34 protein-coding genes are annotated in these 23,750 nt (G+C 67.2%); 2 read left to right on the top strand and 32 right to left on the bottom strand.

The window, feature by feature from the left end; genetic code table 11:
- Positions 1 to 281 precede the first annotated feature (281 nt).
- On the top strand, positions 282 to 2,369 hold the full coding sequence (locus ACIHFE_RS12090; RefSeq protein ID WP_400105743.1) for a glycosyltransferase family 4 protein: 2,088 nt from the start codon (positions 282 to 284) through the stop codon (positions 2,367 to 2,369).
- A gap of 188 nt (positions 2,370 to 2,557) precedes the next feature.
- On the opposite strand, the gene truA is transcribed toward ACIHFE_RS12090, so the two are convergent.
- The 31 genes from truA to rpsJ all read right to left on the bottom strand — a co-directional run bounded on the left by truA (position 2,558) and on the right by rpsJ (position 19,639).
- Positions 2,558 to 3,412, bottom strand: coding sequence for a tRNA pseudouridine(38-40) synthase TruA (gene truA, locus ACIHFE_RS12085; RefSeq protein ID WP_400105742.1), 855 nt, complete (start codon positions 3,410 to 3,412; stop codon positions 2,558 to 2,560).
- A 75-nt stretch (positions 3,413 to 3,487) separates the two neighbouring features.
- Complete coding sequence (gene rplQ / locus ACIHFE_RS12080; RefSeq protein ID WP_400105741.1) at positions 3,488 to 3,952, bottom strand: 50S ribosomal protein L17; 465 nt, start codon at positions 3,950 to 3,952, stop codon at positions 3,488 to 3,490.
- Between the two features lie 184 nt (positions 3,953 to 4,136).
- Positions 4,137 to 5,159 carry a DNA-directed RNA polymerase subunit alpha gene (locus ACIHFE_RS12075; protein ID WP_004946635.1) on the bottom strand — a complete coding sequence of 341 codons (1,023 nt, stop codon included), beginning with the start codon at positions 5,157 to 5,159 and terminating at the stop codon, positions 4,137 to 4,139.
- Between the two features lie 114 nt (positions 5,160 to 5,273).
- On the bottom strand, positions 5,274 to 5,678 hold the full coding sequence (rpsK, locus tag ACIHFE_RS12070) for a 30S ribosomal protein S11 (RefSeq protein WP_003948617.1): 405 nt from the start codon (positions 5,676 to 5,678) through the stop codon (positions 5,274 to 5,276).
- Between the two features lie 65 nt (positions 5,679 to 5,743).
- Complete coding sequence (gene rpsM, locus ACIHFE_RS12065) at positions 5,744 to 6,124, bottom strand: 30S ribosomal protein S13 (protein WP_400105740.1); 381 nt, start codon at positions 6,122 to 6,124, stop codon at positions 5,744 to 5,746.
- Between the two features lie 178 nt (positions 6,125 to 6,302).
- Positions 6,303 to 6,416: a 50S ribosomal protein L36 gene (gene rpmJ, locus ACIHFE_RS12060; protein ID WP_003956441.1), complete on the bottom strand. Its 114-nt coding sequence runs from the start codon at positions 6,414 to 6,416 to the stop codon at positions 6,303 to 6,305.
- Positions 6,417 to 6,476: 60 nt separating this feature from the next.
- On the bottom strand, positions 6,477 to 6,698 hold the full coding sequence (infA, locus tag ACIHFE_RS12055; protein ID WP_003956442.1) for a translation initiation factor IF-1: 222 nt from the start codon (positions 6,696 to 6,698) through the stop codon (positions 6,477 to 6,479).
- 165 nt (positions 6,699 to 6,863) lie between these two features.
- Entirely contained in the window at positions 6,864 to 7,700 is an 837-nt protein-coding gene (gene map / locus ACIHFE_RS12050) for a type I methionyl aminopeptidase (RefSeq protein ID WP_400105739.1), read from the bottom strand.
- A 110-nt stretch (positions 7,701 to 7,810) separates the two neighbouring features.
- Entirely contained in the window at positions 7,811 to 8,461 is a 651-nt protein-coding gene (locus tag ACIHFE_RS12045) for an adenylate kinase (protein WP_400105738.1), read from the bottom strand.
- Positions 8,461 to 9,774, bottom strand: a complete 1,314-nt coding sequence (gene secY, locus ACIHFE_RS12040; RefSeq protein ID WP_400105737.1) for a preprotein translocase subunit SecY — start codon at positions 9,772 to 9,774, stop codon at positions 8,461 to 8,463. The genes ACIHFE_RS12045 and secY overlap by 1 nt, the downstream gene beginning before the upstream one ends.
- A gap of 225 nt (positions 9,775 to 9,999) precedes the next feature.
- Complete coding sequence (gene rplO / locus ACIHFE_RS12035; RefSeq protein WP_400105736.1) at positions 10,000 to 10,455, bottom strand: 50S ribosomal protein L15; 456 nt, start codon at positions 10,453 to 10,455, stop codon at positions 10,000 to 10,002.
- A 1-nt stretch (position 10,456) separates the two neighbouring features.
- A complete protein-coding gene (gene rpmD, locus ACIHFE_RS12030) occupies positions 10,457 to 10,639 on the bottom strand; it encodes a 50S ribosomal protein L30 (RefSeq protein WP_086567281.1) in 183 nt (60 codons plus the stop codon).
- Entirely contained in the window at positions 10,639 to 11,241 is a 603-nt protein-coding gene (rpsE, locus tag ACIHFE_RS12025) for a 30S ribosomal protein S5 (protein WP_400105735.1), read from the bottom strand. The genes rpmD and rpsE overlap by 1 nt, the downstream gene beginning before the upstream one ends.
- Before the next feature lie 46 nt (positions 11,242 to 11,287).
- Entirely contained in the window at positions 11,288 to 11,671 is a 384-nt protein-coding gene (gene rplR, locus ACIHFE_RS12020) for a 50S ribosomal protein L18 (protein WP_400105734.1), read from the bottom strand.
- A 3-nt stretch (positions 11,672 to 11,674) separates the two neighbouring features.
- Entirely contained in the window at positions 11,675 to 12,214 is a 540-nt protein-coding gene (gene rplF / locus ACIHFE_RS12015) for a 50S ribosomal protein L6 (RefSeq protein ID WP_400105733.1), read from the bottom strand.
- Positions 12,215 to 12,235: 21 nt separating this feature from the next.
- Entirely contained in the window at positions 12,236 to 12,634 is a 399-nt protein-coding gene (gene rpsH, locus ACIHFE_RS12010) for a 30S ribosomal protein S8 (RefSeq protein WP_109281733.1), read from the bottom strand.
- A 207-nt stretch (positions 12,635 to 12,841) separates the two neighbouring features.
- Complete coding sequence (locus tag ACIHFE_RS12005; RefSeq protein WP_004946670.1) at positions 12,842 to 13,027, bottom strand: type Z 30S ribosomal protein S14; 186 nt, start codon at positions 13,025 to 13,027, stop codon at positions 12,842 to 12,844.
- A gap of 2 nt (positions 13,028 to 13,029) precedes the next feature.
- Positions 13,030 to 13,584 (bottom strand): 50S ribosomal protein L5, encoded by a 555-nt coding sequence (gene rplE / locus ACIHFE_RS12000; RefSeq protein WP_400106062.1) that lies wholly within the window; start codon positions 13,582 to 13,584, stop codon positions 13,030 to 13,032.
- Positions 13,581 to 13,904, bottom strand: a complete 324-nt coding sequence (gene rplX, locus ACIHFE_RS11995) for a 50S ribosomal protein L24 (protein WP_400105732.1) — start codon at positions 13,902 to 13,904, stop codon at positions 13,581 to 13,583. Before rplX ends, rplE begins: the two co-directional genes overlap by 4 nt.
- A gap of 2 nt (positions 13,905 to 13,906) precedes the next feature.
- A complete protein-coding gene (gene rplN / locus ACIHFE_RS11990) occupies positions 13,907 to 14,275 on the bottom strand; it encodes a 50S ribosomal protein L14 (protein WP_087927567.1) in 369 nt (122 codons plus the stop codon).
- A 106-nt stretch (positions 14,276 to 14,381) separates the two neighbouring features.
- A complete protein-coding gene (gene rpsQ, locus ACIHFE_RS11985) occupies positions 14,382 to 14,663 on the bottom strand; it encodes a 30S ribosomal protein S17 (RefSeq protein ID WP_400105731.1) in 282 nt (93 codons plus the stop codon).
- Complete coding sequence (rpmC, locus tag ACIHFE_RS11980; RefSeq protein ID WP_004950453.1) at positions 14,663 to 14,887, bottom strand: 50S ribosomal protein L29; 225 nt, start codon at positions 14,885 to 14,887, stop codon at positions 14,663 to 14,665. Before rpmC ends, rpsQ begins: the two co-directional genes overlap by 1 nt.
- Entirely contained in the window at positions 14,887 to 15,306 is a 420-nt protein-coding gene (gene rplP / locus ACIHFE_RS11975) for a 50S ribosomal protein L16 (protein WP_004950450.1), read from the bottom strand. Before rplP ends, rpmC begins: the two co-directional genes overlap by 1 nt.
- A 5-nt stretch (positions 15,307 to 15,311) precedes the next feature.
- Positions 15,312 to 16,130, bottom strand: coding sequence for a 30S ribosomal protein S3 (gene rpsC, locus ACIHFE_RS11970; protein ID WP_400105730.1), 819 nt, complete (start codon positions 16,128 to 16,130; stop codon positions 15,312 to 15,314).
- Positions 16,130 to 16,477, bottom strand: a complete 348-nt coding sequence (gene rplV / locus ACIHFE_RS11965) for a 50S ribosomal protein L22 (RefSeq protein WP_030685471.1) — start codon at positions 16,475 to 16,477, stop codon at positions 16,130 to 16,132. Before rplV ends, rpsC begins: the two co-directional genes overlap by 1 nt.
- Before the next feature lie 41 nt (positions 16,478 to 16,518).
- On the bottom strand, positions 16,519 to 16,800 hold the full coding sequence (gene rpsS / locus ACIHFE_RS11960; RefSeq protein ID WP_400105729.1) for a 30S ribosomal protein S19: 282 nt from the start codon (positions 16,798 to 16,800) through the stop codon (positions 16,519 to 16,521).
- 12 nt (positions 16,801 to 16,812) lie between these two features.
- Positions 16,813 to 17,649, bottom strand: coding sequence for a 50S ribosomal protein L2 (gene rplB / locus ACIHFE_RS11955; RefSeq protein ID WP_400105728.1), 837 nt, complete (start codon positions 17,647 to 17,649; stop codon positions 16,813 to 16,815).
- A 41-nt stretch (positions 17,650 to 17,690) separates the two neighbouring features.
- Positions 17,691 to 18,014, bottom strand: a complete 324-nt coding sequence (gene rplW / locus ACIHFE_RS11950) for a 50S ribosomal protein L23 (protein ID WP_400105727.1) — start codon at positions 18,012 to 18,014, stop codon at positions 17,691 to 17,693.
- Positions 18,014 to 18,664 (bottom strand): 50S ribosomal protein L4, encoded by a 651-nt coding sequence (gene rplD / locus ACIHFE_RS11945; protein WP_400105726.1) that lies wholly within the window; start codon positions 18,662 to 18,664, stop codon positions 18,014 to 18,016. Before rplD ends, rplW begins: the two co-directional genes overlap by 1 nt.
- A gap of 8 nt (positions 18,665 to 18,672) precedes the next feature.
- On the bottom strand, positions 18,673 to 19,317 hold the full coding sequence (gene rplC / locus ACIHFE_RS11940; protein ID WP_400105725.1) for a 50S ribosomal protein L3: 645 nt from the start codon (positions 19,315 to 19,317) through the stop codon (positions 18,673 to 18,675).
- Positions 19,318 to 19,330: 13 nt separating this feature from the next.
- Entirely contained in the window at positions 19,331 to 19,639 is a 309-nt protein-coding gene (rpsJ, locus tag ACIHFE_RS11935; protein WP_003948644.1) for a 30S ribosomal protein S10, read from the bottom strand.
- A 564-nt stretch (positions 19,640 to 20,203) separates the two neighbouring features.
- On the opposite strand from rpsJ, the gene ACIHFE_RS11930 reads away from it, so the two are divergent.
- Positions 20,204 to 22,336 (top strand): PIG-L family deacetylase, encoded by a 2,133-nt coding sequence (locus ACIHFE_RS11930; RefSeq protein ID WP_400105724.1) that lies wholly within the window; start codon positions 20,204 to 20,206, stop codon positions 22,334 to 22,336.
- 152 nt (positions 22,337 to 22,488) lie between these two features.
- On the opposite strand, the gene tuf is transcribed toward ACIHFE_RS11930, so the two are convergent.
- Positions 22,489 to 23,682, bottom strand: a complete 1,194-nt coding sequence (gene tuf, locus ACIHFE_RS11925) for an elongation factor Tu (protein WP_400105723.1) — start codon at positions 23,680 to 23,682, stop codon at positions 22,489 to 22,491.
- Positions 23,683 to 23,750 lie beyond the last annotated feature (68 nt).

Genomic DNA, 23,750 nt, shown 5'->3' with positions numbered 1-23,750 from the left:
GCATGCCGCAAAGTCATGGGCGAGTAAAAAATCCCAGCTCAAGCTCATGCGCCAGCGCGCGCCCCAGCCCGTGCGCCCCGTGTGTTTGCCCCGTGTCGCAGGCCACAATGTAGGCTTTCGGAGCAACCAAAACCCCTGTCGGCGGCCTCAACCGTCACGACAGGTCGGCCGGACCGGAACCACCGCCCGGGCGCCCCGATCCACCGGGGACGGACCCCGACACCCACCCAGGCCAGGGGGAGGACGGACGCGACGCCTCGGCTGCGCCGCGCACACACGCGATGAAGATCTCTTTCCTGCTGCAGAACGCTTACGGCATCGGCGGAACCATCCGCTCCACCTTCAATGTCGCCGGCGCCCTCGCCGCCCGGCACCAGGTGGAGATCGTCTCCATCCTCCGTACCGGCAAGGTCCCCCGGCTGCCCCTGCACCCGGCCGTCAAACTGGTCAATCTGATCGACAACCGTCCCGAGGACGGCGCGGACCGCGACAACCCGCTGCTGGAGCAGGAGAGCGCCTACATCCCGCCCAAGGAGGCCAAGGGCGCCCACTTCAGCGCCCTGACCGACCAGCGGGTCGCCGAGCACCTGGCACAGACCGACGCCGACGTGGTGGTCGCCACCCGCCCCGGCCTGGTGATGTACCTGGCCGGCTTCGGCCAGGACCGCTATCTGCGCATCGGCCAGGAACACCGGATCTACGGCACCCACGAACCGCACATCCGCGCCGCCCAGGACCGCGCCATCCCGAACCTGGACGCCCACACCACCGTCTCCGAGGCCGACGCCCGCACCCACCGCGAGCAGTTCCCGGACGCCAAGACGAAGATCGTCTGCATCCCCAACGGCTGCCCGCCCTCCGAGGTCGAACCCGCCGACCCGACCACCAAGCTGGTAGTCGCGGCCGGCCGCCTCATCCCCGTCAAGCGCTATGACCTGCTGGTCTCCGCCTGGGCCCAGGTGCACGCCGCCCACCCCGACTGGAAGCTGCGCATCTACGGCCGCGGCCCCGAGGGCCCCAAGCTGCGCGAGCGGATCGACCGGCTGGGCCTCACCGAGACCATCACCATGATGGGCGCTCACTCCCCCATCGAGACCGAGTGGGCCAAGGGCTCCATCGCCGCCGTGACCTCCCGCGAGGAGTCCTTCGGCATGACCATCGTGGAGGCCATGAACTGCGGCGTCCCGGTGGTCGCCACCGACTGCCCGCACGGCCCCGGCGAGATCATCTCCGACGGCCAGGACGGCCTGCTGGTCCCGGTCGGCGATGTGGACGGCATCGCCAAGGGCCTGCTGCGCCTGATCGAGGACGACGAACAGCGCCGCACCATGGGCGCCGCCGCCCTGGTCTCCGCCCAGCGCTACTCCCCCGAGCGGATCGCCGACGCCTACGAGGAGCTCATCGGCAGCCTCGGCGTGGACACCACCCATGGCCCCGAGGCCGCCGCCGCCCAGCAGGTGCCGATCAGCAAGATGCTGCGTCGCACCGTCGGCAATCTGGTCCGCCCGCTGCGCCGCACGGTGGCCAAGCCCGCCAAGCAGCCGGTCACCACGGCGCTGAAGGAGATCGTCCGCAAGCCGCTGCGCGCCACGGCCTCCTGCCGGATCGACGACCGGGGCAACATCGTCGTCTCCGTCCAGCCCAAGGGGCTCAGCGGGGACGACCTGAGCCTCACCGTCACCCGCCGCAAGGAGGGCACCTCGCACGCCGTCCCGCTGCGCGCGCCCGCCGCGCCCGGCGAGCCCTACACCGCGGTACTGGACCGCTCCGAGCTGCGGCTGGGCGAGGGCCGCTGGGACTTCCATGTGGTGCGCGGCGACGACAAGGCGCGCCGCCGGGTGATCTCCCATCTCGCCGAGGGCAAAGGCCTGTTGGACCTCCAGCCGCTGGCGGGCGCGCCCTTCACCTGGTGGGTGCCCTACCCGACGGTCGACGGCTACCTGGCCCTGCGCGCCTGGCACCGCCCCGCGCACGCCGAGGCTTTGACGATCCGTCAGGACAAGACCGGCTTCACGGTCGAAGGGGTGCTGCACGGCGCCGAGTTCGGCGAGGAGACCAAGCCCTTCGTCCTCGGCACCCCGCGCGCCGAGGGAGCCGCCGATATCTCGGCGGAGGTCGAACCGCTGGACGCCACTCGGTTCCGCTTCACCCTGCCCTACAAGCAGCTGAGGACCGCGCGGAGTTCATCCGACGAGGAGACGGTCTGGGACCTGGCGGTACGGACCGCGGGCGATGCGGAGCCGGTGCGGCTGGGGCGGATCGTCGGTGACATCGTCGACCGCAACAAGACGGACCTGTACCCGACGGTGGAGGGCGTCCGCCCGTACCTGACCGTCAACAGCGACCTGGCAGTCAGCCTCCGCGACTGACCCCAATGCGCCCGAAGGGCGCCCTCAGGGGGCGCGGGGCGACTGCGTCATGCGGCTCCGCCGCGTGGGCGCGACCAGCCCAGGACGGCCCGCACCCGGAATCGCAACGCGGCCCCAAGCGCCGCCAAACGTACGCTGGTTGGTCGGGTGCGGGCCGCCGACGGCTGATCGCGCCCCCAGGGGTGCCCCTAGCAGCAACCCCTGCCCGGCAACGTCCGCTTGTTGCGGGCCGCCAGATTCCGCGCGGCCAGCTCGGAATCGGCCGGGTACCCGACCTCCTCCAGGGTCAGCCCATGCGGCCGCACCACATGCACCGCCGAGTCCCGGACCCCCGCCGCCAGCACCTGCCCGGGCCACTCCACCGGCCGGTGCCCGTCGCCCACGAACAGCAGCGCGCCCACCAGCGACCGCACCATGTTGTGGCAGAAGGCGTCCGCCCGCACGGTGGCCGTGATGACGCCGTCCGTGTCCCGCTGCCAGCTCAGCGTCTGCAGCGTACGGATGGTGGTGGCGCCCTCGCGCCGCTTGCAGTACGCCGCGAAGTCATGCTCGCCCAGCAGCGCCTGCGAGGCCGCGTTCATCTTCGCCACGTCCAACGGCCAGTCGTGCCACAGCACATGACCGCGCAGCAGCGGATCCACCCCGCCCGGGTGGTCCACCACCCGGTACGCGTACCGCCGCCAGATCGCCGAGAAGCGGGCGTTGAACCCGGCCGGGGCCTCCGCCGCCCGCCACACCCGCACATCGTGCGGCAGCCGTCCGGCCAGCCGGCGGAGCAGCTTGTCCTGATGCTCGGCCCACACCTCGGCCGGCAGGTCCACATGCGCCACCTGACCACGGGCATGCACCCCCGCGTCGGTACGGCCGGCCACCGTCAGCTCATACGTCTGACGCGAACGCGTCACAGTACGGATCGCGTCCTCCAGCTCGCCCTGGACCGTGCGCTGCCCCTCGCGCTGCTTGGCCCAGCCGGAGAAGTCCTTGCCGTCGTACGACAGATCCAGGCGCACCCGCACAAAACCGGGCTCGACCTCGTCACTCACCAGAGTTCCTTCCAGAAATGCGGGACGGGCCCGCCCCCGGAATGGGGGCGGGCCCGTCCTGACACACGGGGTGCGTCAGGCGTCCTTCGACTCCTCGGCCGGAGCCTCGGCAGCGGCCTCGGACTCCTTGACCGCACGCTTGGTGGCGGCCTCGGCCTCGGCAACGGTCGCCTTCTTGGCGATCTCGCCCTCGACCAGCTCGATCACGGCCATGGGAGCGTTGTCGCCACGGCGGTTACCGATCTTGGTGATACGGGTGTAGCCACCCGGACGCTCGGCGAAGCGCGGAGCGATCTCGGTGAAGAGGGTGTGCACGATGCCCTTGTCGGTGATCGTCTGCAGCACCTGGCGACGGTTGTGGATGTCGCCCTTCTTCGCCTTGGTGATCAGGCGCTCCGCGACCGGGCGCAGCCGACGCGCCTTGGCCTCGGTGGTGGTGATGCGGCCGTGCTCGAAGAGCGACTTGGCGAGGTTCGCCAGCAGCAGCTTCTCGTGCGCGGCGCTGCCGCCGAGGCGGGCTCCCTTTGCGGGACGCGGCATGGTGTTTCTCCTCTATCTCTGCCCCGGCCGTATCAGGTACCGGAGTCAGTTTCCGTCAGGCGGTTGCCTGGCGGATTTTTTGAGCAAGCCCCGAAGGAGCGAGCCCCAGGGGCGCGGGGCGGTATTCGATGTGCGGCTCCGCCGCGTGGGCGCGATCAGCCACAGTCCACCCGCACCCGGAAAATCAGTACTGCTCGGTCTCGACGAACCCGGCGTCCGCGTCGTCGTCGGCGCCAAAGGCGTCGGCGGCGGCGGTCGGGTCGAATCCGGGCGGGCTGTCCTTGAGCGCCAGGCCCATGCCGGCCAGCTTCGCCTTGACCTCGTCGATCGACTTCGCACCGAAGTTGCGGATGTCGAGCAGATCGGCCTCGGAGCGGGCGACGAGCTCACCCACGGAGTGGATGCCCTCACGCTTGAGGCAGTTGTAGGACCGAACGGTGAGCTCCAGCTCCTCGATCGGCAGCGCCAGGTCGGCGGCCAGGGCGGCGTCCGTCGGGGACGGGCCCATGTCGATGCCCTCGGCGTCGATGTTGAGCTCGCGGGCCAGACCGAACAGCTCGACCAGGGTCTTACCGGCGGACGCCATGGCGTCGCGCGGGCGCATGGCCTGCTTGGTCTCGACGTCGACGATCAGCTTGTCGAAGTCGGTGCGCTGCTCGACACGGGTGGCCTCGACCTTGTAGGTCACCTTGAGGACCGGCGAGTAGATGGAGTCGACCGGAATACGGCCGATCTCCTGGCCCACCTGCTTGTTCTGGACGGCGGAGACATAGCCGCGACCGCGCTCGACGGTCAGCTCCATCTCCAGCTTGCCCTTGGCGTTCAGGGTCGCCAGCACCAGGTCGGGGTTGTGCACCTCGACACCGGCCGGCGGGGCGATGTCAGCGGCGGTGACCAGACCCGGGCCCTGCTTGCGCAGGTACATCACGACCGGCTCGTCGTGCTCCGAGGAGACGACCAGCTGCTTGATGTTCAGGATGAGGTCGGTGACGTCCTCCTTGACGCCCGGCACGGTGGTGAACTCGTGCAGGACACCGTCGATGCGGATGGACGTGACCGCCGCACCCGGGATCGAGGAGAGGAGCGTACGGCGCAGGGAGTTGCCGAGGGTGTAACCGAAGCCCGGCTCCAGCGGCTCGATCACAAACCGGGACCGGAACTCGTCCACGACCTCTTCGGTCAGGGACGGACGCTGAGCAATCAGCATGGTGTGGATCCTTCAGTCATGGGCGCCCGCTATTTGACGCCCTCTTGAGCAAGGGTACGGGCGGCACGTCCCCTGAGGGGGGTCGTACCGCCCGCAAACCTCAAAACCTGAGCGTCAGACGCGACGACGCTTGGGCGGACGGCAGCCGTTGTGCGGGGTGGGGGTGACGTCCTGGATCGAGCCGACCTCGAGGCCGGTGGCCTGGAGGGAGCGGATCGCGGTCTCACGGCCGGAGCCGGGACCCTTGACGAAGACGTCAACCTTGCGCATGCCGTGCTCCTGCGCGCGGCGGGCGGCCGACTCGGCGGCCATCTGCGCGGCGAAGGGGGTGGACTTGCGCGAGCCCTTGAAGCCGACGTGGCCGGCGGAGGCCCAGGAGATCACGTTGCCGGTCGGGTCCGTGATGGACACGATCGTGTTGTTGAACGTGCTCTTGATGTGCGCGTGGCCGTGAGCGACGTTCTTCTTTTCCTTGCGGCGCACCTTCTTGGCAGCGCCCTGACGACCCTTGGGGGGCATCTCTTAACTCCTACGGGAGGTGGTCGGTCCTACAGCGAAGACCGCTGACGAGCGTCCGCTGTGGACTACTTCTTGCCCGGCTTCTTCTTACCGGCGATGGCGCGACGCGGGCCCTTGCGGGTGCGGGCGTTGGTGCTGGTGCGCTGACCGTGGACGGGCAGGCCGCGGCGGTGGCGGAGGCCCTGGTAGCAGCCGATCTCAACCTTGCGGCGGATGTCGGCCTGGATCTCGCGACGGAGGTCACCCTCGGTCTTGATGTTGCCGTCCACGTACTCGCGGATCTTGACCAGGTCCTCTTCGGTCAGGTCGCGAACGCGGGTGTTCGGGTCGACACCGGTCTCGGCCAGCGTCTGCTGGGACAGCGTCCGGCCAATGCCGAAGACGTAGGTGAGGGCGACCTCAACGCGCTTTTCGCGCGGGAGGTCAACGCCTGCGAGGCGTGCCATTGAGTGGCTCCTGTGGGTTCGGAGGTCTTCCGCAGCACCGTTCCCGTAGTGGATTACGAGCCGGGTCCCCGGCCTCCGCCGGGGGTGTCGTCCACCGCGTTACCGCGGCGGTCGGGTGTCTGCGTATGTACGTATTGCTATGCGTCGCGCGAAGAAACTGCGGAGTGCAGGTTCTGCGTCAGCCCTGGCGCTGCTTGTGGCGCAGGTTGTCGCAGATGACCATGACCCGGCCGTGGCGGCGGATCACCTTGCACTTGTCGCAGATCTTCTTGACGCTCGGCTTGACCTTCATGGGATGTGAGGTTCTCCGGGTCAGTGCCTTCACCCCGCCGGAACGGGGGTCGAGCAAGATCTACTTGTAGCGGTAGACGATCCGTCCGCGCGTCAGGTCGTAAGGAGAGAGCTCCACCACGACCCGGTCGTCAGGAAGGATACGGATGTAGTGCATCCGCATCTTGCCGCTGATGTGCGCGAGGACCTTGTGACCGTTCTGGAGCTCCACCTTGAACATCGCGTTCGGCAGAGACTCGATCACGGTGCCCTCGATCTCGATGGCACCTTGCTTCTTGGCCACGCTTCGCCTTTCGAATCGGCTACCTTGATCGACTCTGGTGTTCGCACCCCGCGCGCGAACGCGGACATGCGGATACACGAGAGCCGACGCATCAGTCTACGTCAGGGCAACCGGAAAGACTAATCCAGGGTCCATCCAGGATCCTCTGCCCATCGGCGGAGATCGTTAAGCGAGGGGGTCCGGAGCCGCCGTGACACCGAGTTCGGCGAGCTTCGCCTTGCCGCCGTCCACCGCGGTCAGCACCAGCGGCCCGTCCTCGGTCAGCGCCACCGAGTGCTCCCAGTGCGAGGACCAGGTCAGATCGTCGGTGAGGACCGTCCAGTCGTCCTCCAGGACGTGCGTCCTCGCCGTCCCCAGCGAGACCATCGGCTCGATGGCGATACAGAAGCCCGGCACCAGCTTGGGACCCTTGCCCCGCTTGCGGGAGACATAGTTCAGCAGGTGCGGGTCCATGTGCATCTCGGAGCCGATGCCATGCCCGCCGTAGTCCTCGATGATCCCGTACTTGCCGGTGGCCGGACGCGGCTGGCGCCGGATGTAGCCCTCGATGGCCTTGGAGATGTCGACCAGCCGGTTGCCGTTACGCACCGCGGCGATCCCGGCCCACATGGACTCCTCGGTCACCCGGGAGAGCTCTATCAGCTCCGGGGCGTGCCCCTCGCCCACAAAGGCCGTGAAGGCGGCGTCACCATGCCAGCCGTCCACGATGGCACCCGCGTCGATGGAGATGATGTCGCCGTCCTTGAGGACCGTCTCCGCGCTGGGGATGCCATGCACCACCACCTCGTTCACCGAGGTGCAGATGGTGGCGGGGAAACCGCCGTAACCCAGGAAGTTCGACTTGGCACCGTGCTCGGCCAGCACCTTGCGGGCCACCTGGTCCAGGTCCTTGGTGGTCGCCCCCGGAACGGCCGCCTCCAGGGTGGCCGCGTGGATGGCCGCCACCACCAGCCCCGCCTCGCGCATCTTCGCGATCTGCTCGCGGGTCTTGATCTCCACCATGGCGGGTGACGCCTTTCTGAACCGACGGGGGTGAGTCCTTCTCCCAGCACCATAAGGCCGCGATGCCCAGTGGGGCATCGCGGCCTTGTCGGAGCCTGCTCCCTCAGTCCCTAGCGGGACTGCAGGGCCTCCATCGCGCGCTGGGTGACCTCGGCGACCTTCCCGAGCGCCGAGATCGTCACCACCAGGCCCTGGGCCTTGTAGTAGTCGATGATCGGCTCGGTCTCGGTGTGGTAGACCTCCAGCCGCTTGCGCACCGTGTCCTCACGGTCGTCGTCACGCTGGTACAGCTCGCCGCCACAGGCGTCACAGACACCCTCGGTCTGCGGCTGGTTGTAGGCCACATGGAAGACATGGCTGCTGTCGTTGCGGCAGATCCGGCGGCCGGCGATCCGCTTGACCACCTCGTCCTCGGGGACCTCCAGGTCCAGCACCGCGTCCAGCCGCAGGCCGTCCTGCTTGAGGCTGGCGTCCAGCGCCTCGGCCTGGGCCAGGTTGCGCGGGAAGCCGTCCAGCAGGAAGCCCTGCTCGGCGTCGGGCTGGTGCATCCGGTCCTTGGCCATCCCGATGGTGACCTCGTCCGGCACCAGACGGCCGGCCCGCATGTACTCCTGCGCCTGGACGCCCAGCGGCGTGCCCTGGCTGATGTTGGCCCGGAACAGGTCACCCGTGGAGATATGCGGGATCGAGAGGTTCTTGGCGAGGTACGCGGCCTGCGTACCCTTGCCGGCGCCGGGCGGGCCGACGAGGACGATTCGCATCAGCGGAGGAACCCTTCGTAGTTGCGCTGCTGAAGCTGGCTCTCGATCTGCTTCACAGTCTCCAGACCGACACCCACGATGATCAGGATGCTGGTTCCCCCGAACGGGAAGTTCTGGTTTGCGTTCAGTGTGACCAGGGCCACCGTGGGCACCAGGGCGATCAGGCCCAGGTAAAGAGAGCCGGGCCACGTGATGCGGTTCAGCACGTAGGTCAGGTACTCCGCAGTGGGTCGGCCGGCCCGGATGCCCGGGATGAACCCACCATACTTCTTCATGTTGTCGGCAACTTCTTCGGGGTTGAAGGAGATGGCGACATAGAAGAACGCGAAGAACACGATCAGCAGGAAGTACGTGACCATGTAGATCGGGTGGTCACCCTTGACCAGGTTGGACTTGACCCAGGTCGCCCATCCCGCGCGCGAATTGGTGAACTGCACCAGCAGCGCCGGAATGTAGAGCAGCGAAGAGGCGAAGATGACCGGGATCACACCGGCCTGGTTCACCTTGAGCGGGATATAGGTGGAAGTACCGCCGTAGGAACGGCGGCCGATCATGCGCTTGGCGTACTGCACCGGAATCCGGCGCTGGGCCTGCTCGACAAAGACCACCAGCGCGACCATGGCCAGGCCGCACAGGATCACCAGCGAGAACTCCAGCCAGCCGCCCATCAGCTTGCCCTGCAGCTTGATGGCCCACAGGGCGGAGGGGAAACCGGCCGCGATCGAGGTGAACATCAGGATCGACATGCCATTGCCGATGCCGCGGTCGGTGATCAGCTCACCGAGCCACATGATCAGACAGGTGCCCGCGGTCATGGTGATCACCATGGTCACCGTGGTGAAGATCGACTGGTTGGGCACGATCTGGTTGGCCACCGAGCAGTTGCCGAACAGCGCACCGCTGCGGGCCACGGCCACCAGGCCGGTGCCCTGGAGAATGGCGAGGGCGACGGTCAGATAGCGCGTGTACTGCGTGACCTTGGCCTGGCCGGACTGGCCCTCCTTCTTGAGGGCTTCCAGGCGCGGGATGACCACGGTGAGCAGCTGCAGGATGATGCTCGCCGTGATGTACGGCATGACCCCCAGCGCGAAGATCGTGATCTGCAGCAGTGCGCCACCACTGAACATGTTCACGAGCCCGAACAGACCAGAGCCCCCCTTGGCCTGGTCATAGCAGGTCTGTACGTTCCGGTAGTTGATTCCCGGGACGGGCAGATGCGCACCGAGCCGGTAGAGCACCAGAATGCCCAGCGTGAACAGCAGCTTCTTGCGCAGGTCGGGCGTCTTGAACGCCCGGGCGAACGCGGTGAGCACGGTGCCTCCTGCGCCTCCCACGCACCCGCGTGAGAGGTAACGGTCTTGAGGATCGACGAATACGTATCAGTCAAAAGCCACGGGCGATAGGGCACGCGGCCCGGAGGGCAGGACCCCCCTGGGACAGCAACAGTCCACGCCACCTTACCGGCGACCAGGCCCGGCTTGGAACGACCAACCGGGGATGCCCCTGATGGGACATCCCCGGTTGTCAGATCAACGAGTTCAGATGAGCTCGGTGACGGAGCCGCCGGCGGCGGCAATCTTCTCCTTGGCGGAGCCGGAGACGGAGTCAACCGTCACCTGCAGCGCCACGGAGATCTCGCCCTGGCCCAGGACCTTGACGAGCTCGTTCTTGCGAACAGCACCCTTGGCGACCAGGTCGGCCACCGTGACCTCGCCACCCTGCGGGTAGAGCGCGGCCAGCTTGTCCAGGTTCACGACCTGGAACTGCTTGTGGGCGGGGTTCTTGAAGCCCTTGAGCTTCGGGAGACGCATGTGGAGGGGCATCTGCCCACCCTCGAAGCGCTCCGGAACCTGGTAGCGGGCCTTGGTGCCCTTGGTGCCACGACCGGCCGTCTTACCCTTCGACGCCTCACCACGACCGACGCGGGTCTTGGCGGTCTTGGCGCCCGGGGCGGGACGGAGGTTGTGGACCTTCAGCGGGTTGGTCTCCGCCATGTCAGTCGACCTCCTCAACCGTGACGAGGTGGCGGACGGTGTGCACCATGCCGCGGATCTCGGGACGGTCCTCCTTGACAACCACATCGTTCATGCGCTTGAGACCAAGCGAACGAAGGGTGTCGCGGTGGTTCTGCTTGCTGCCGATGTAGGACTTAACCTGCGTGACCTTGAGGCGAGCCATTACACACCCGCCCCTGCACGCGCCCGCAGCAGTGCGGCGGGGGCGACGTCCTCCAGCGGCAGACCACGACGGGCGGCGATCTCCTCGGGACGCTGCAGTCCCTTGAGGGCCTCCACCGTGGCGTGCACGATGTTGATCGGGTTCGACGAACCGAGCGACTTCGACAGGATGTCGTGGATGCCGGCGCACTCGAGCACCGCTCGCACCGGGCCACCGGCGATAACACCGGTACCGGGGGAAGCGGGCTTGAGCATGACGACGCCGGCCGCCTTCTCGCCCTGAATCGGGTGCGGGACAGTGCCCTGGATACGGGGGACCTTGAAGAAGTTCTTCTTGGCCTCTTCCACGCCCTTGGCGATGGCAGCCGGAACTTCCTTGGCCTTGCCGTAACCGACACCGACCGTGCCGTCACCGTCGCCCACCACGACCAGCGCGGTGAAGCTGAAGCGGCGACCACCCTTGACAACCTTGGCGACGCGGTTGATCGCGACTACGCGCTCAACATACGCGGTCTTCTCGGCGGCAGCGCCACCGTCGCGACCCTTCCGGTCCCGCCGCTCGCCGCCACCGGCACCGCTTCCGCGGCGCTGGGGTCCAGCCATTGGAATTACCTCTCTCTGTTACGTCCGCTAGCTCCGGAACCGGGGCTTAGAACTTCAGCCCGGCTTCGCGGGCGGCGTCCGCCAGAGCGGCAATGCGCCCGGCGTACTGGTTGCCACCGCGGTCGAACACGACGGCCTCGACACCGGCGGCCTTGGCACGCTCGGCGACCAGGGCGCCAACCTTCTTGGCCTGGGCGCTCTTGTCGCCCTCGCCACCACGGATCGACGCGTCCAGGTGCGACGCCGACGCCAGGGTGTGACCCTTGAGGTCGTCGATCACCTGGGCGGTGATGCCGCGGTTGGACCGCGTCACGACGAGACGGGGGCGCTCGGCCGTACCCGACACGTTCTTGCGGATGCGGATGTGGCGGCGCTGCTTGGCGGCGCGCTTGTACGCGTCGCCCTTGGCGATCTTCACACCGTATGCCATGGCTTACTTACCCGCCTTTCCGACCTTGCGGCGGATGACTTCGCCCTCGTACTTGACGCCCTTGGCCTTGTACGGGTCGGGCTTCCGCAGCTTGCGGATGTTCGCGGCGACCTCGCCGACCTTCTGCTTGTCGATGCCCTCGACAGTCAGCTTGGTCGGGGACTCCACCTTGAAGGTGATGCCCTCGGGGGCCTCGACCAGGATCGGGTGGCTGTAGCCCAGGGCGAACTCCAGGTTGGAGCCCTTCGCCTGGACACGGTAACCAACACCGCTGATCTCGAGCTTCTTGCTGTAGCCCTGGGTCACGCCGGTGATCATGTTCGCCACCAGCGTGCGGGACAGGCCGTGCAGGGCCTTGTTCTGACGCTCGTCGTTCGGGCGGATGACGTTCAGAACGCCGTCCTCACCCTTCGCGATCTCGATGGGCGCCGAGAGGTTCAGGGAGAGGGCGCCCTTGGGGCCCTTCACCTGCACCGAGCGGCCATCGATGGTGACGTCCACACCAGCGGGAACCTGGATGGGCAGCTTGCCAATGCGCGACATTAGCTCTTCCTCCGTTCCCGATTACCAGACGTAGGCGAGGACTTCCCCACCCACGCCCTTCTTGCTGGCCTGCTTGTCGGTGAGGAGACCGTGGGAGGTGGAGATGATCGCCACGCCCAGGCCGCCGAGCACCTTCGGCAGGTTGGTGGACTTCGCGTAGACCCGCAGGCCCGGCTTCGAGATGCGCTTGATGCCGGCGATCGAGCGCTCACGGTTCGGGCCGAACTTCAGCTCGAGAACGAGGTTCTTGCCAACCTCGGCGTCCTCGACCTTCCAGCCGGTGATGTAACCCTCCTGCTGGAGGATCTCCGCGATGTGCGACTTGATCTTGCTGTGCGGCATCGACACGGAGTCGTGGTATGCCGAGTTCGCGTTTCGCAGACGGGTCAGCATGTCTGCGATCGGGTCGGTCATGGTCATGTTTGGCCTTCGGCCTCTCTCGCCGTGGTTTCCTATCTGCGCCATCCCTCTCCCCGAACTGGGTCGGAGCGGGTGCGGCGCGGGGACCTACGGCGTAGTAAGACGGTATGGCGGCGGGAGCCAACCCCCCAACTCTAAGGGAGCCTGGGGGAAAGCCCCCGCCATCCAAGTTGCTTACCGAGAGCCCTGGTCAACCCAACTGGGCTGTTACCAGGAGCTCTTGGTCACGCCCGGCAGCTCGCCACGGTGAGCCATCTCACGAAGGCACACGCGGCAGAGGCCGAACTTGCGGTAAACCGAGTGCGGACGGCCGCAGCGGTTGCAGCGGGTGTACGCGCGAACCGAGAACTTCGGCTTGCGAGCGGCCTTAGCGATCAGCGACTTCTTCGCCACGGTCAGTTCTCCTTGAAGGGGAAGCCGAGGTGACGAAGCAGGGCGCGGCCCTCGTCGTCGTTCTTCGCCGTGGTCACCACGGTGATGTCCATGCCCCGGACCCGGTCGATCTTGTCCTGGTCGATCTCGTGGAACATGACCTGCTCCGTGAGACCGAAGGTGTAGTTGCCCCGACCGTCGAACTGCTTGGGGGACAGACCGCGGAAGTCACGGATGCGCGGCAGCGCCAGCGACAGGGTGCGGTCCAGGAACTCCCACATGCGGTCGCCACGGAGGGTGACGTGGGCACCGATCGGCTGGCCCTCACGCAGCTTGAACTGCGCGATGGACTTACGGGCCTTGGTGACGGCGGGCTTCTGACCGGTGATCGTGGTGAGGTCGCGGATGGCGCCCTCGATCAGCTTGGAGTCGCGGGCGGCGTCGCCCACACCCATGTTGACCACAATCTTGGTCAGGCCGGGCACCTGCATGACGTTCTCGTAGGAGAACTCCTCACGCAGCTTGCCGGCGATCTCCTCGCGGTACTTCGTCTTGAGACGCGGAGTGGTAGCCATCAGATGTCCTCACCCGTCCGCTTGGCAACGCGGATCTTGTTGCCGTTCTCGTCGAAGCGGTAACCGACGCGAGTGACGACCTTCTTGCCGTCCTTCTCCACGATCAGCTGAACGTTGCTGACGTGGATGGGGGCCTCGGTGGTCACGATGCCGCCGGTCTTGGAACCGCGGGCGGTCTGGCCGGCCTTGGTGTGCTTCTTAACCCGGTTGACACCCTCGACCAGAACACGGTCCTCAGCGGGGATGGCCTGAATGACCTTGCCCTGCTTGCCCTTGTCCTTGCCGGTGATGACCTGAACCAGGTCGCCCTTCTTGATCTTCATGCTTACAGCACCTCCGGCGCGAGCGAGACGATCTTCATGAACTTCTTCTCGCGCAGCTCTCGGCCCACGGGGCCGAAGATGCGGGTGCCGCGGGGGTCGCCGTCGTTCTTCAGAATGACGGCAGCGTTCTCGTCGAAGCGGATGTACGAGCCGTCCGGACGGCGGCGCTCCTTGACGGTGCGAACGATGACCGCCTTGACGACGTCACCCTTCTTCACGTTGCCACCGGGGATCGCGTCCTTGACGGTGGCGACGATGACGTCACCGATGCCCGCGTAGCGGCGACCCGAGCCACCGAGAACACGGATGCAAAGGATCTCCTTGGCACCAGTGTTGTCGGCGACGCGAAGTCGCGACTCCTGCTGGATCACGTCTATCTCCTGATCGTCTGCCGGTTCCCGGCGGGTGGGGCCTCATTGCTGAGGCCCCACCCGCCGAGCCTGGCGGAACTGACCCAAGGGCTATTGCCCTAGGGAATTACTTGGCCTTCTCGAGGATCTCGACGACGCGCCAGCGCTTGGACGCGGACAGCGGCCGGGTCTCCATCAGGAGGACACGGTCGCCGACACCCGCGGCGTTCTGCTCGTCGTGCGCCTTGAGCTTGTTGGTACGGCGGATGACCTTGCCGTACAGCGCGTGCTTGACGCGGTCCTCGACGGCGACGACGACGGTCTTGTCCATCTTGTCGCTGACGACCAGACCCTCACGGGTCTTGCGGAAACCGCGCTCGGTCTTCTCAGTCACATTCTTCTCGCTCATCAGGCGCTCTCCACCGTCTCGATGCCGAGCTCGCGCTCACGCATCAGGGTGTAGATCCGGGCGATGTCCTTGCGGACGGCCTTCAGCCGGCCGTGGTTCTCAAGCTGTCCGGTCGCCGCCTGGAAGCGGAGGTTGAACAGCTCTTCCTTGGCCTCGCGCAGCTTGGCAACGAGGTCCTCGTTGTTCAGCTCACGCAGCTCGGTCGCCTTGGTACCGGCAGCCATCACGACTCACCTGCCTCGCGCCGAACAATGCGGCACTTCATCGGAAGCTTGTGGGCGGCTCGGGTGAGCGCCTCACGCGCAACCTTCTCGTTCGGGAAGGACAGCTCGAACATCACCCGACCGGGCTTGACGTTCGCGACCCACCACTCCGGGGAACCCTTACCGGAACCCATGCGGGTCTCGGCGGGCTTCTTCGTGAGCGGACGGTCCGGGTAGATGTTGATCCACACCTTGCCGCCACGCTTGATGTGACGGGTCATGGCGATACGAGCGGACTCGATCTGCCGGTTCGTCACATAGGCCGGGGTCAGGGCCTGGATACCGTACTCGCCGAAGGCGAGCTCGGTGCCACCCTTGGCCATGCCGTTCCGCTTGGGGTGGTGCTGCTTGCGGTGCTTGACCCTGCGAGGGATCAGCATGTCGGTCAGGCCTCCGTTCCGGTGGTCTCAGCCGGAGCAGTGGTGGCCTCGGCCTTGGGGGCCTCGGCAGCCTGCTGCGGCTTGCGGCCGCGGCCACCGCGCTCGCCACCACGGCCACCACGGGCCGGGCGCTCACCGGCGCCACGCGACGGGCGGTTGCCCGCACGGGCGGCGGCGTTCTCGGCGCGGACCTCGGCGATGTTCTTGACGTCGCCCTTGTAGATCCAGACCTTCACACCGATACGGCCGAAGGTGGTCTTGGCCTCGAAGAAGCCGTAGTCGACGTTCGCGCGGAGCGTGTGCAGGGGCACACGGCCCTCGCGGTAGAACTCCGAGCGGGACATCTCGGCGCCGCCGAGACGGCCACCGCACTGGATCTTGATGCCCTTGGCGCCGGCCTTCATGGTCGACTGCATGCTCTTACGCATGGCGCGACGGAAGGAGACGCGGGAGGACAGCTGCTCGGCGACGGCCTGGGCCACCAGCTGAGCGTCCACCTCGGGGTTCTTGACCTCGAGGATGTTCAGCTGAACCTGCTTGCCGGTCAGCTTCTCCAGCTCGCCACGGATGCGGTCGGCCTCGGCGCCACGGCGGCCGATGACGATGCCCGGGCGGGCGGTGTGGATGTCAACGCGGACGCGGTCGCGGGTGCGCTCGATCTCCACCTTGGAGATGCCGGCCCGCTCCATGCCCTTCGTCATCATGCGACGAATGGCAACGTCTTCCTTGACGTAGTCCTTGTACAGCTTGTCGGCGTACCAGCGGGACTTGAAGTCCGTGGTGATGCCGAGCCGGAACCCGTGCGGGTTAACCTTCTGGCCCATTACCGGGTTCCTTCCTTGCTGCTGACGACCACGGTGATGTGGCTGGTCCGCTTGCGGATCCGGTAGGCACGGCCCTGGGCGCGCGGACGGAACCGCTTCAGGGTCGGGCCCTCGTCGACGTACGCCTCGCTGATGTACAGCGAGGAGGCGTCCGTGTGGTCGTAGTTGTGCGCGGCGTTGGCGATGGCGCTGTCCAGCACCTTGCCGACCGGCACGCTCGCGGCCTGCGGGGCGAAACGCAGGACCGCCTGAGCCTCCGTGGCATCCATGCCACGGATGAGGTCCACCACGCGGCGGGCCTTCATGGGCGTGACGCGGATGTACCGCGCCTGGGCCCTGGCTTCCATGGTTGTCCCTTCGGTGTCAGTCATAGTCGTTCGCACCCCGCTTAGCGGCGCTTCGACTTGCGGTCGTCCTTGACGTGGCCGCGGAAGGTGCGGGTCGGCGAGAACTCGCCGAGCTTGTGGCCGACCATCGACTCGGAGACAAACACCGGGACGTGGGTCTTGCCGTTGTGCACCGCGAGCGTGTGGCCGAGCATGGCCGGCACGATCATGGAGCGACGGGACCAGGTCTTGATGACGTTCTTGGTACCGGCTTCGTTCTGAGCATCCACCTTCTTGATGAGGTGGCTGTCGACGAAGGGTCCCTTCTTGAGACTACGCGGCATCTAAACCCGCTCCTAGCGCTTCTTGTTCGTCTTGCGGCGGCGGACGATGTACTTGTTGCTCGCCTTCTTGGGAGAACGAGTACGACCCTCCTTCTGGCCCCAGGGCGAGACCGGGTGGCGACCACCGGAGGTCTTGCCCTCACCACCACCGTGCGGGTGGTCAACCGGGTTCATGGCGACACCGCGGACGGTCGGGCGAACGCCCTTCCAGCGCATACGGCCGGCCTTGCCCCAGTTGATGTTCGACTGCTCGGCGTTGCCGACCTCACCGACGGTGGCGCGGCAGCGGACGTCGACCAGGCGGATCTCACCGGACGGCATACGCAGGTGGGCCATCTGGCCCTCCTTCGCCAGCAGCTGCACGGAGGCACCCGCGGAACGGGCGAACTTCGCACCGCCGCCGGGCCGCAGCTCGATGGCGTGGATGGTCGTACCCACCGGGATGTTGCGCAGCGCCAGGTTGTTGCCCGGCTTGATGTCGGCCGTGGGGCCGTTCTCGATCCGGTCGCCCTGCTTCAGGCCACGCGGAGCGATGATGTAGCGCTTCTCGCCGTCCACGTAGTGGAGCAGCGCGATGCGCGCGGTGCGGTTGGGGTCGTACTCGATGTGAGCGACCTTGGCCGGCACGCCGTCCTTGTCGTGACGACGGAAGTCGATCACGCGGTAGGCGCGCTTGTGGCCACCACCCTGGTGGCGAACGGTCACACGACCGGCGTTGTTACGGCCGCCCTTGCTGTGCAGCGGGCGGACCAGCGACTTCTCCGGCGTGGACCGCGTGATCTCGACAAAGTCGGCGACGCTGGAGCCACGACGGCCCGGGGTCGTCGGCTTGTACTTGCGGATACCCATTTCTCAGTCCTCGTCCGATTCCGGACGACTCGGACTCCTTGTTAGGAGACCGGGCCGCCGAAGATGTCGATACGGTCGCCCTCGGCGAGGGTCACGATGGCGCGCTTGGTGTTGGCGCGCTTGCCGAAACCGGTCTTGGTGCGCTTGCGCTTACCCTGACGGTTGATCGTGTTGACCCCGGTGACCTTGACCGAGAAGACCGCCTCGACGGCCTGCTTGATCTGGGTCTTGTTGGCGCGCGGGTCGACGATGAACGTGTACTTGTTCTCGTCCAGCAGCGCGTAGCTCTTCTCCGAGACGACCGGCTTGACCAGCAGGTCACGCGGGTCCGAGAAGGTCTTGCTGGTGACGATGGCCTCAGTCATCAGGCCTCGCTCCCTTCGGTCTCAATGGCCTTGGGGCCGGACACGAAGGACTCGAAGGCGGCCTTGGTGAAGACCACGTCGTCGGAGACGAGCACGTCGTACGTGTTCAGCTGGCCCGGCTCCAGGATGTGCACCTGGGGCAGGTTGCGGGCGGACAGCCACGCGGCCTCGTCGGAACGCTCGGCGACCAGGAGCAGGTTCTTGCGCTCCGAGACCTTGCCGAACAGGACCTTGGCGGCCTTGGTGGAGACCTCGCCCTCGACCACGCCGGTCACGACGTGGATGCGGGAGTGACGCGCCCGGTCGGAGAGGGCACCACGCAGGGCGGCGGCCTTCATCTTCTTGGGGGTGCGCTGCGAGTAGTCACGCGGCACGGGACCGTGCACGACGCCACCACCGGCGAACTGCGGCGCGCGGGTCGAACCCTGACGGGCGCGACCGGTGCCCTTCTGGCGGTACGGCTTCTTGCCACCGCCACGGACCTCGCCGCGGGTCTTGGTCTTGTGCGTGCCCTGACGGGCAGCGGCCAGCTGCGCGACGACGACCTGGTGGATCAGCGGAACGCTGACCTTGGCGTCGAAGATCTCCGCGGGGAGCTCGACGGTCCCGGCCGTGTCGCCTGCCGGCGAAAGGATGTCAATGGTGCTCATCGGTTACCTCAGGCCCCCTTGGCCGCGGTACGGACCAGGACGAGGCCGCCGTTCGGACCAGGAACCGCGCCCTTGATCAGGAGCAGGCCCTTCTCCGCGTCAACGGCGTGGACGGTCAGGTTCTGGGTGGTGACCCGCTCATTGCCCATGCGGCCCGCCATGCGGAGGCCCTTGAACACACGGCCCGGGGTGGCACAGCCACCGATGGAACCGGGGGAGCGGTGCTTGCGCTGGGTGCCGTGTCCGGCGCCGAGGCCACGGAAGTTGTGGCGCTTCATGACACCGGCGAAGCCCTTGCCCTTGCTCTTGCCGGTGACGTCAACCTTGACGCCGGCCTCGAACACGTCCGCGGTGATCTCCTGGCCGAGGGTGTACTCGGACGCGTCGGAGGTGCGGAGCTCCACCAGGTGGCGGCGGGGGGTCACGTCGGCCTTGGCGAAGTGGCCCTTGAGGGGCTTGTTCACCTTGCGCGGGTCGATCTCGCCGAAGGCGATCTGGACCGACTCATAGCCGTCGGCGTCGTTGGTGCGGACCTGCGTGACAACGCAGGGGCCGGCCTTGACAACGGTGACCGGGACGACACGGTTGTTCTCGTCCCAGACCTGCGTCATGCCGAGCTTCTCGCCCAGGACGCCCTTGATCTGCTTAGCCATCTCGCGCGTCACCTCAGAGCTTGATCTCGATGTCGACGCCGGCCGGCAGGTCGAGACGCATCAGCGAGTCAACCGTCTTCGGCGTGGGGTCGAGGATGTCGATGAGGCGCTTGTGCGTGCGCATCTCGAAGTGCTCGCGCGAGTCCTTGTACTTGTGCGGCGACTTGATGACGCAGTACACGTTCTTCTCAGTGGGCAGCGGCACCGGGCCCGCGACCGACGCACCAGTGCGGGTCACCGTCTCGACGATCTTCTTCGCCGAGGAGTCGATGACCTCGTGGTCGTAGGCCTTGAGCCGGATGCGGATCTTCTGTCCCGCCATGGCTACTTCGTAGTCCTGTCTCTCGTAACGCTCTGGAACTCGGTGCGCTGCGCGTCGAGCGCGCCGTCCATCCCCGCTCACTCCGACCCACGCGGTCGGGCGTGTCGCGCCCCTTCCAGCAGATCTCCCCAAAGGAAGATCCCTGCTCAAGGGGTTCGTGGGGGAAGGACACCCACCGAGCGCCTGGCCGGTACCCCGCTGACACTTCCCGGAAGATTCCCGTACTTCCGCCCCTGATCAGAGGCGACGAGTACTGCGGGACTCGCTTCCAGTCCTCCCGGCGGGAGGCGCACAGCATCGGCACTCAACCGAGCAACCTGAACAGTGTGCCATACGCGGCCGAAGGGGCGCCAATCGGAGCCGAAGAACCTACACCGACTCGATCCGATGTCAAACCGACGGCCCGGCATAACGGACACTGGTGTCGTTTCCGGTTGCCCTTTCCGCCACCAGTCCCCCGGAGGCTTTGTCGCATCTTGGGCAACCAGTGCGCTTCCAGGCCCGTCCCTTCACACGCTGGGGGGACGCATGGTTGCGCGCTGCACAACGGACGGAGTCAGGCAGTTGGACATCACACGGCACCGGGCTGCTCTCGCGGCAAACCCGCGCCCGGTCTCCCGACGCACGGTCCTCGCGGGCATCGCCGCCACCTCCCTGGTGGCCACGGTGGCCGGCTGCAGCGGCGACAAGAAGCAGGCCGTGGCCTCCCCGGTACGCGCCCTGGATCCCCGCAGCACCGCCTCCTACGCCAAGGCCGGCAGCCCACTGCTGCTCCAGGTGATGGCGCACCCCGACGACGACCTGTTCTTTATGAACCCCGACGCCTCGCACATCGTGCGGGCCGGGGTGCCGGTGGTCTCGGTCTATGTGACGGCCGGCGAGGCGGTCGGGCAGAACTGGATCAAGGGCATGCCCAAGCACAAGCCCGACAAGGCCGCCTACTCCTCGGCCCGCCACCAGGGCCTGCGCCAGGCGTACGCCGAGATGATCGGCAAGGACAAGTTCACCCCCTGGAGCAAGTCCGTGCTGGACCTGCCCGGCGGGATGAAGGCCGAGACCAATGAGCTGGTCAACGGCGCCCAGCGAGTCCGGCTGATCTTCCTCAACCTGGCCATGCTCTCCGCGCACAAGACCCGGATGCCCGACCTCTGGGACAAGCCCGGCGCCGAGATGCAGAGCCTGGTCGCCACCGGCTCCCCCTGCACCACGGTCAGCCACTACAAGCACAGCACCCTGGTGGACGTCCTCGCCGGGATCATGGACCGCTACAAGCCGACCGTGGTGCACACCATGGACCCGGACCCCGACTTCCAGGTGCATGACGCCACCCACCCCAAGGACAACGACTACGGGGCCTGCTCCGACCACCGCGACCACACCCCCACGGCGCTGTTCACCTGGAAGGCGCTCTCCCAGTGGGTGCATGACGCCACCGAGCACGACGGGCACCCGCCGCGCTTTGTCACCACCGCCTTCCGCGGCTACTACAACCAGCGCTGGCCGCACAATCTGCCGCTGGACATCGTGGAGGACAAGCACAAGCTGGTCGAGGCCTACGGCGGCGACCCGCACTGGAGCTGCGGCAACGAGGCCGGCTGCGGCGACTACGGGCAGGGCGGCAACCGCCCGATGAAGAACCGCAAGGGCTGGATCCGCTCCACCCACTACCGCTACCCGGGCGCCACCCCGGCCGCCGACACCGACAAGGCCGGCCGGCTGGAAGCCTTCGGCGTGCTCGGCCTGCACGCCGTGCGCTGGCAGGAGACCGCGCCCGGCAGCGGCCGCTTCGGCGAGCCGCAGAACCTGGGCGGTGGCCCCTTCGCCCCCGCCCTGGCCGCGGTCCGCGACTCGGCCGGCCGCCGGCTGGTCTTCGCGCTGCGCTTCTCCGCCCTCAAGGGCGAGGGACGGGCCGACACCCGGGAGATCGTCTACCTGGAGGAGCGCTCGGCCGGCAGCGGCACCTTCGGCGCCTGGAAGAGCCTGGGCAACCCCGAGCACAAGCATGACCGGGGCCGCCGGGTGGGCATCCCGGCCGTGGTGGCCACCCCGGACGGCAAGGTCCACCTCTTCGTCCGCAACGCCGGCAAGGGCGTCTCCAGCCGGGTCCGCTCGGCCGACGGCAAGTGGGGCAAGTGGCAGAGCCTGCACGGCCAGGAGCTCCAGGAGGGCCTGACCGCCGTCCTGGACAAGGACAACCTGGTCCATGTCTTCGGCATCGGCCGGGACACCGTGCACCACTGGACCCAGGAGGCCGCCGACAAGCCGGTGAAGCTCGCCAAGCTCAAGGACCTCCCCCAGCCCGGTGGCGACCCCATCGGCGCCGGCCTGGGCCCCGACGGCGCACTCTGTGTGGTCTACCGCCGCCCGGCCGCCAAGGAGCCCGTCGGCTACCGCCTCAAGGGCGGGGACGCCACCGAGCAGCTGGACGACGCCGCGCTGCACCAGCTCACCGGCTATGGCACGGTGCTGGCCCGCCAGCTGCCCGCCCGGGGCGGCAAGGACCAGCTGCTGCTGCTCAGCCGCACCATGGACGGCCATGCCCAGGTGCTGGACGCCGCCGACTCCGGCGCCAAGCCCACCCAGGCCACCGGACAGCCCATCCCGGTGGGCACCGCGGCCCTCACCGCCGACGCGGACCACCGCGCCTGTGTGGTGGCCTTCGGCCCGGACGCGGCCCCTTGGGTCTGGCGCCCGTAGCCGCACCCACGAAAGCGGGCCCGCGCATCCCTGGATGCGCGGGCCCGCTTCGTATGTCCCCTGCTCGGGCCACCCGGCAACGACGAAAGGGCGGGCCCGGGGTGTGAACCCCAGGCCCGCCCTTAACGCAGGCGCGGTGCCTAGATCAGCAATTACTTGTTGATCTTGGTGACCTGGCCGGCGCCGACGGTGCGGCCGCCCTCACGGATGGTGAAGCGCAGGCCCTCCTCCATGGCGACGGGCTGGATCAGGGAGACGGACATCTCGGCGTTGTCGCCGGGCATGACCATCTCCGTGCCCTCCTTGAGGGTCACAACACCGGTCACGTCAGTCGTACGGAAGTAGAACTGCGGACGGTAGTTGTTGAAGAACGGGGTGTGACGGCCACCCTCGTCCTTGGAGAGGATGTAGGCCGTGGCCTCGAACTCGGTGTGCGGGGTAACCGAACCCGGCTTGATGATGCACTGGCCGCGCTCGACGTCCTCGCGCTTGATGCCACGGAGGAGCAGACCGACGTTCTCACCGGCCTGGCCCTCGTCGAGCAGCTTGCGGAACATCTCGATACCGGTGACGGTGGTCGAGGTCTTCTCGGTCTTGATGCCGATGATGTCGACAGTCTCGTTGACCTTGAGGACACCGCGCTCGATACGACCGGTGACGACGGTGCCACGACCGGTGATCGTGAAGACGTCCTCGATCGGCATCAGGAACGGCTTGTCGACGTCACGCTCGGGCTGCGGGATGTTCTCGTCGACGGCCTTCATCAGGTCCATGACGGACTGGCCCCACTCGGCGTCGCCCTCGAGCGCCTTCAGCGCCGAGACCTTGACGACCGGAGCGTCGTCGCCCGGGAACTCGTACTCGTTGAGCAGCTCACGGACCTCGAGCTCGACGAGCTCCAGGATCTCCTCGTCGTCCACCATGTCGGCCTTGTTCAGGGCGACAACGATGTACGGAACGCCGGACTGGCGGGCCAGGAGCACGTGCTCCTTGGTCTGCGGCATCGGACCGTCGGTCGCGGCGACCACGAGGATCGCGCCGTCCATCTGGGCGGCACCGGTGATCATGTTCTTGATGTAGTCCGCGTGACCCGGGCAGTCAACGTGGGCGTAGTGACGCGAGTCGGTCTGGTACTCGACGTGCGCGATGGAGATGGTGATACCGCGCTGCCGCTCCTCAGGCGCCTTGTCGATCTGGTCGAACGGCGTGAAGGGGTTCAGGTCCGGGTACGCGTCGTGCAGCACCTTGGTGATCGCCGCGGTAAGGGTCGTCTTACCGTGGTCGACGTGACCGATGGTGCCGATGTTGACGTGCGGCTTAGTCCGCTCGAACTTCGCCTTCGCCACTGGGGTCCTCCTGGGAGTGGTTCTGTACGCCTTACTTCATCGGCGCCAGGTGATCTTCTGGGGTGCCG

The sequence above is a fragment of the Streptomyces sp. NPDC052396 genome (assembly GCF_044593195.1).
In the GTDB taxonomy this organism is placed as follows: domain Bacteria; phylum Actinomycetota; class Actinomycetes; order Streptomycetales; family Streptomycetaceae; genus Streptomyces.
The sequence above is the reverse complement of the archived record's forward strand: the minus strand, read 5'-3'. Positions and strand labels throughout refer to the sequence as shown.

Excerpts from the sequence above, each read along its gene's own strand:
- rplD (WP_400105726.1), bottom strand. The coding sequence starts at position 18,664 with ATGAGCACCATTGACATCCTTTCGCCGGCAGGCGACACGGCCGGGACC.
- rplV (WP_030685471.1), bottom strand. The coding sequence starts at position 16,477 with ATGGAAGCCAGGGCCCAGGCGCGGTACATCCGCGTCACGCCCATGAAG.
- rpsE (WP_400105735.1), bottom strand. The coding sequence starts at position 11,241 with ATGGCTGGACCCCAGCGCCGCGGAAGCGGTGCCGGTGGCGGCGAGCGG.
- map (WP_400105739.1), bottom strand. The coding sequence starts at position 7,700 with ATGGTGGAGATCAAGACCCGCGAGCAGATCGCGAAGATGCGCGAGGCG.
- rplW (WP_400105727.1), bottom strand. The coding sequence starts at position 18,014 with ATGACTGAGGCCATCGTCACCAGCAAGACCTTCTCGGACCCGCGTGAC.
- rpsJ (WP_003948644.1), bottom strand. The coding sequence starts at position 19,639 with ATGGCGGGACAGAAGATCCGCATCCGGCTCAAGGCCTACGACCACGAG.
- rplQ (WP_400105741.1), bottom strand. The coding sequence starts at position 3,952 with ATGCCGCGTCCCGCAAAGGGAGCCCGCCTCGGCGGCAGCGCCGCGCAC.
- rplF (WP_400105733.1), bottom strand. The coding sequence starts at position 12,214 with ATGTCGCGCATTGGCAAGCTGCCCATCCAGGTTCCCGCTGGTGTGGAC.
- ACIHFE_RS12045 (WP_400105738.1), bottom strand. The coding sequence starts at position 8,461 with ATGCGAATCGTCCTCGTCGGCCCGCCCGGCGCCGGCAAGGGTACGCAG.
- rpsM (WP_400105740.1), bottom strand. The coding sequence starts at position 6,124 with ATGGCACGCCTCGCAGGCGTTGACCTCCCGCGCGAAAAGCGCGTTGAG.
- rplC (WP_400105725.1), bottom strand. The coding sequence starts at position 19,317 with ATGGCTAAGCAGATCAAGGGCGTCCTGGGCGAGAAGCTCGGCATGACG.
- rpsS (WP_400105729.1), bottom strand. The coding sequence starts at position 16,800 with ATGCCGCGTAGTCTCAAGAAGGGACCCTTCGTCGACAGCCACCTCATC.
- rpsH (WP_109281733.1), bottom strand. The coding sequence starts at position 12,634 with ATGACCATGACCGACCCGATCGCAGACATGCTGACCCGTCTGCGAAAC.
- rpsK (WP_003948617.1), bottom strand. The coding sequence starts at position 5,678 with ATGCCCCCCAAGGGTCGTCAGGGCGCTGCCAAGAAGGTGCGCCGCAAG.
- rpsQ (WP_400105731.1), bottom strand. The coding sequence starts at position 14,663 with ATGAGCGAGAAGAATGTGACTGAGAAGACCGAGCGCGGTTTCCGCAAG.
- ACIHFE_RS12090 (WP_400105743.1), top strand. The coding sequence starts at position 282 with ATGAAGATCTCTTTCCTGCTGCAGAACGCTTACGGCATCGGCGGAACC.
- ACIHFE_RS12075 (WP_004946635.1), bottom strand. The coding sequence starts at position 5,159 with ATGCTGATTGCTCAGCGTCCGTCCCTGACCGAAGAGGTCGTGGACGAG.
- rpmJ (WP_003956441.1), bottom strand. The coding sequence starts at position 6,416 with ATGAAGGTCAAGCCGAGCGTCAAGAAGATCTGCGACAAGTGCAAGGTG.
- rpmD (WP_086567281.1), bottom strand. The coding sequence starts at position 10,639 with ATGGCTCGCCTCAAGGTCACGCAGGTTAAGTCCTACATCGGCAGCAAG.
- rplB (WP_400105728.1), bottom strand. The coding sequence starts at position 17,649 with ATGGGTATCCGCAAGTACAAGCCGACGACCCCGGGCCGTCGTGGCTCC.
- rpsC (WP_400105730.1), bottom strand. The coding sequence starts at position 16,130 with ATGGGCCAGAAGGTTAACCCGCACGGGTTCCGGCTCGGCATCACCACG.
- rplP (WP_004950450.1), bottom strand. The coding sequence starts at position 15,306 with ATGCTGATCCCTCGCAGGGTCAAGCACCGCAAGCAGCACCACCCCAAG.
- rplX (WP_400105732.1), bottom strand. The coding sequence starts at position 13,904 with ATGAAGATCAAGAAGGGCGACCTGGTTCAGGTCATCACCGGCAAGGAC.
- rplR (WP_400105734.1), bottom strand. The coding sequence starts at position 11,671 with ATGGCATACGGTGTGAAGATCGCCAAGGGCGACGCGTACAAGCGCGCC.
- rpmC (WP_004950453.1), bottom strand. The coding sequence starts at position 14,887 with ATGGCTGCCGGTACCAAGGCGACCGAGCTGCGTGAGCTGAACAACGAG.
- rplO (WP_400105736.1), bottom strand. The coding sequence starts at position 10,455 with ATGGCGGAGACCAACCCGCTGAAGGTCCACAACCTCCGTCCCGCCCCG.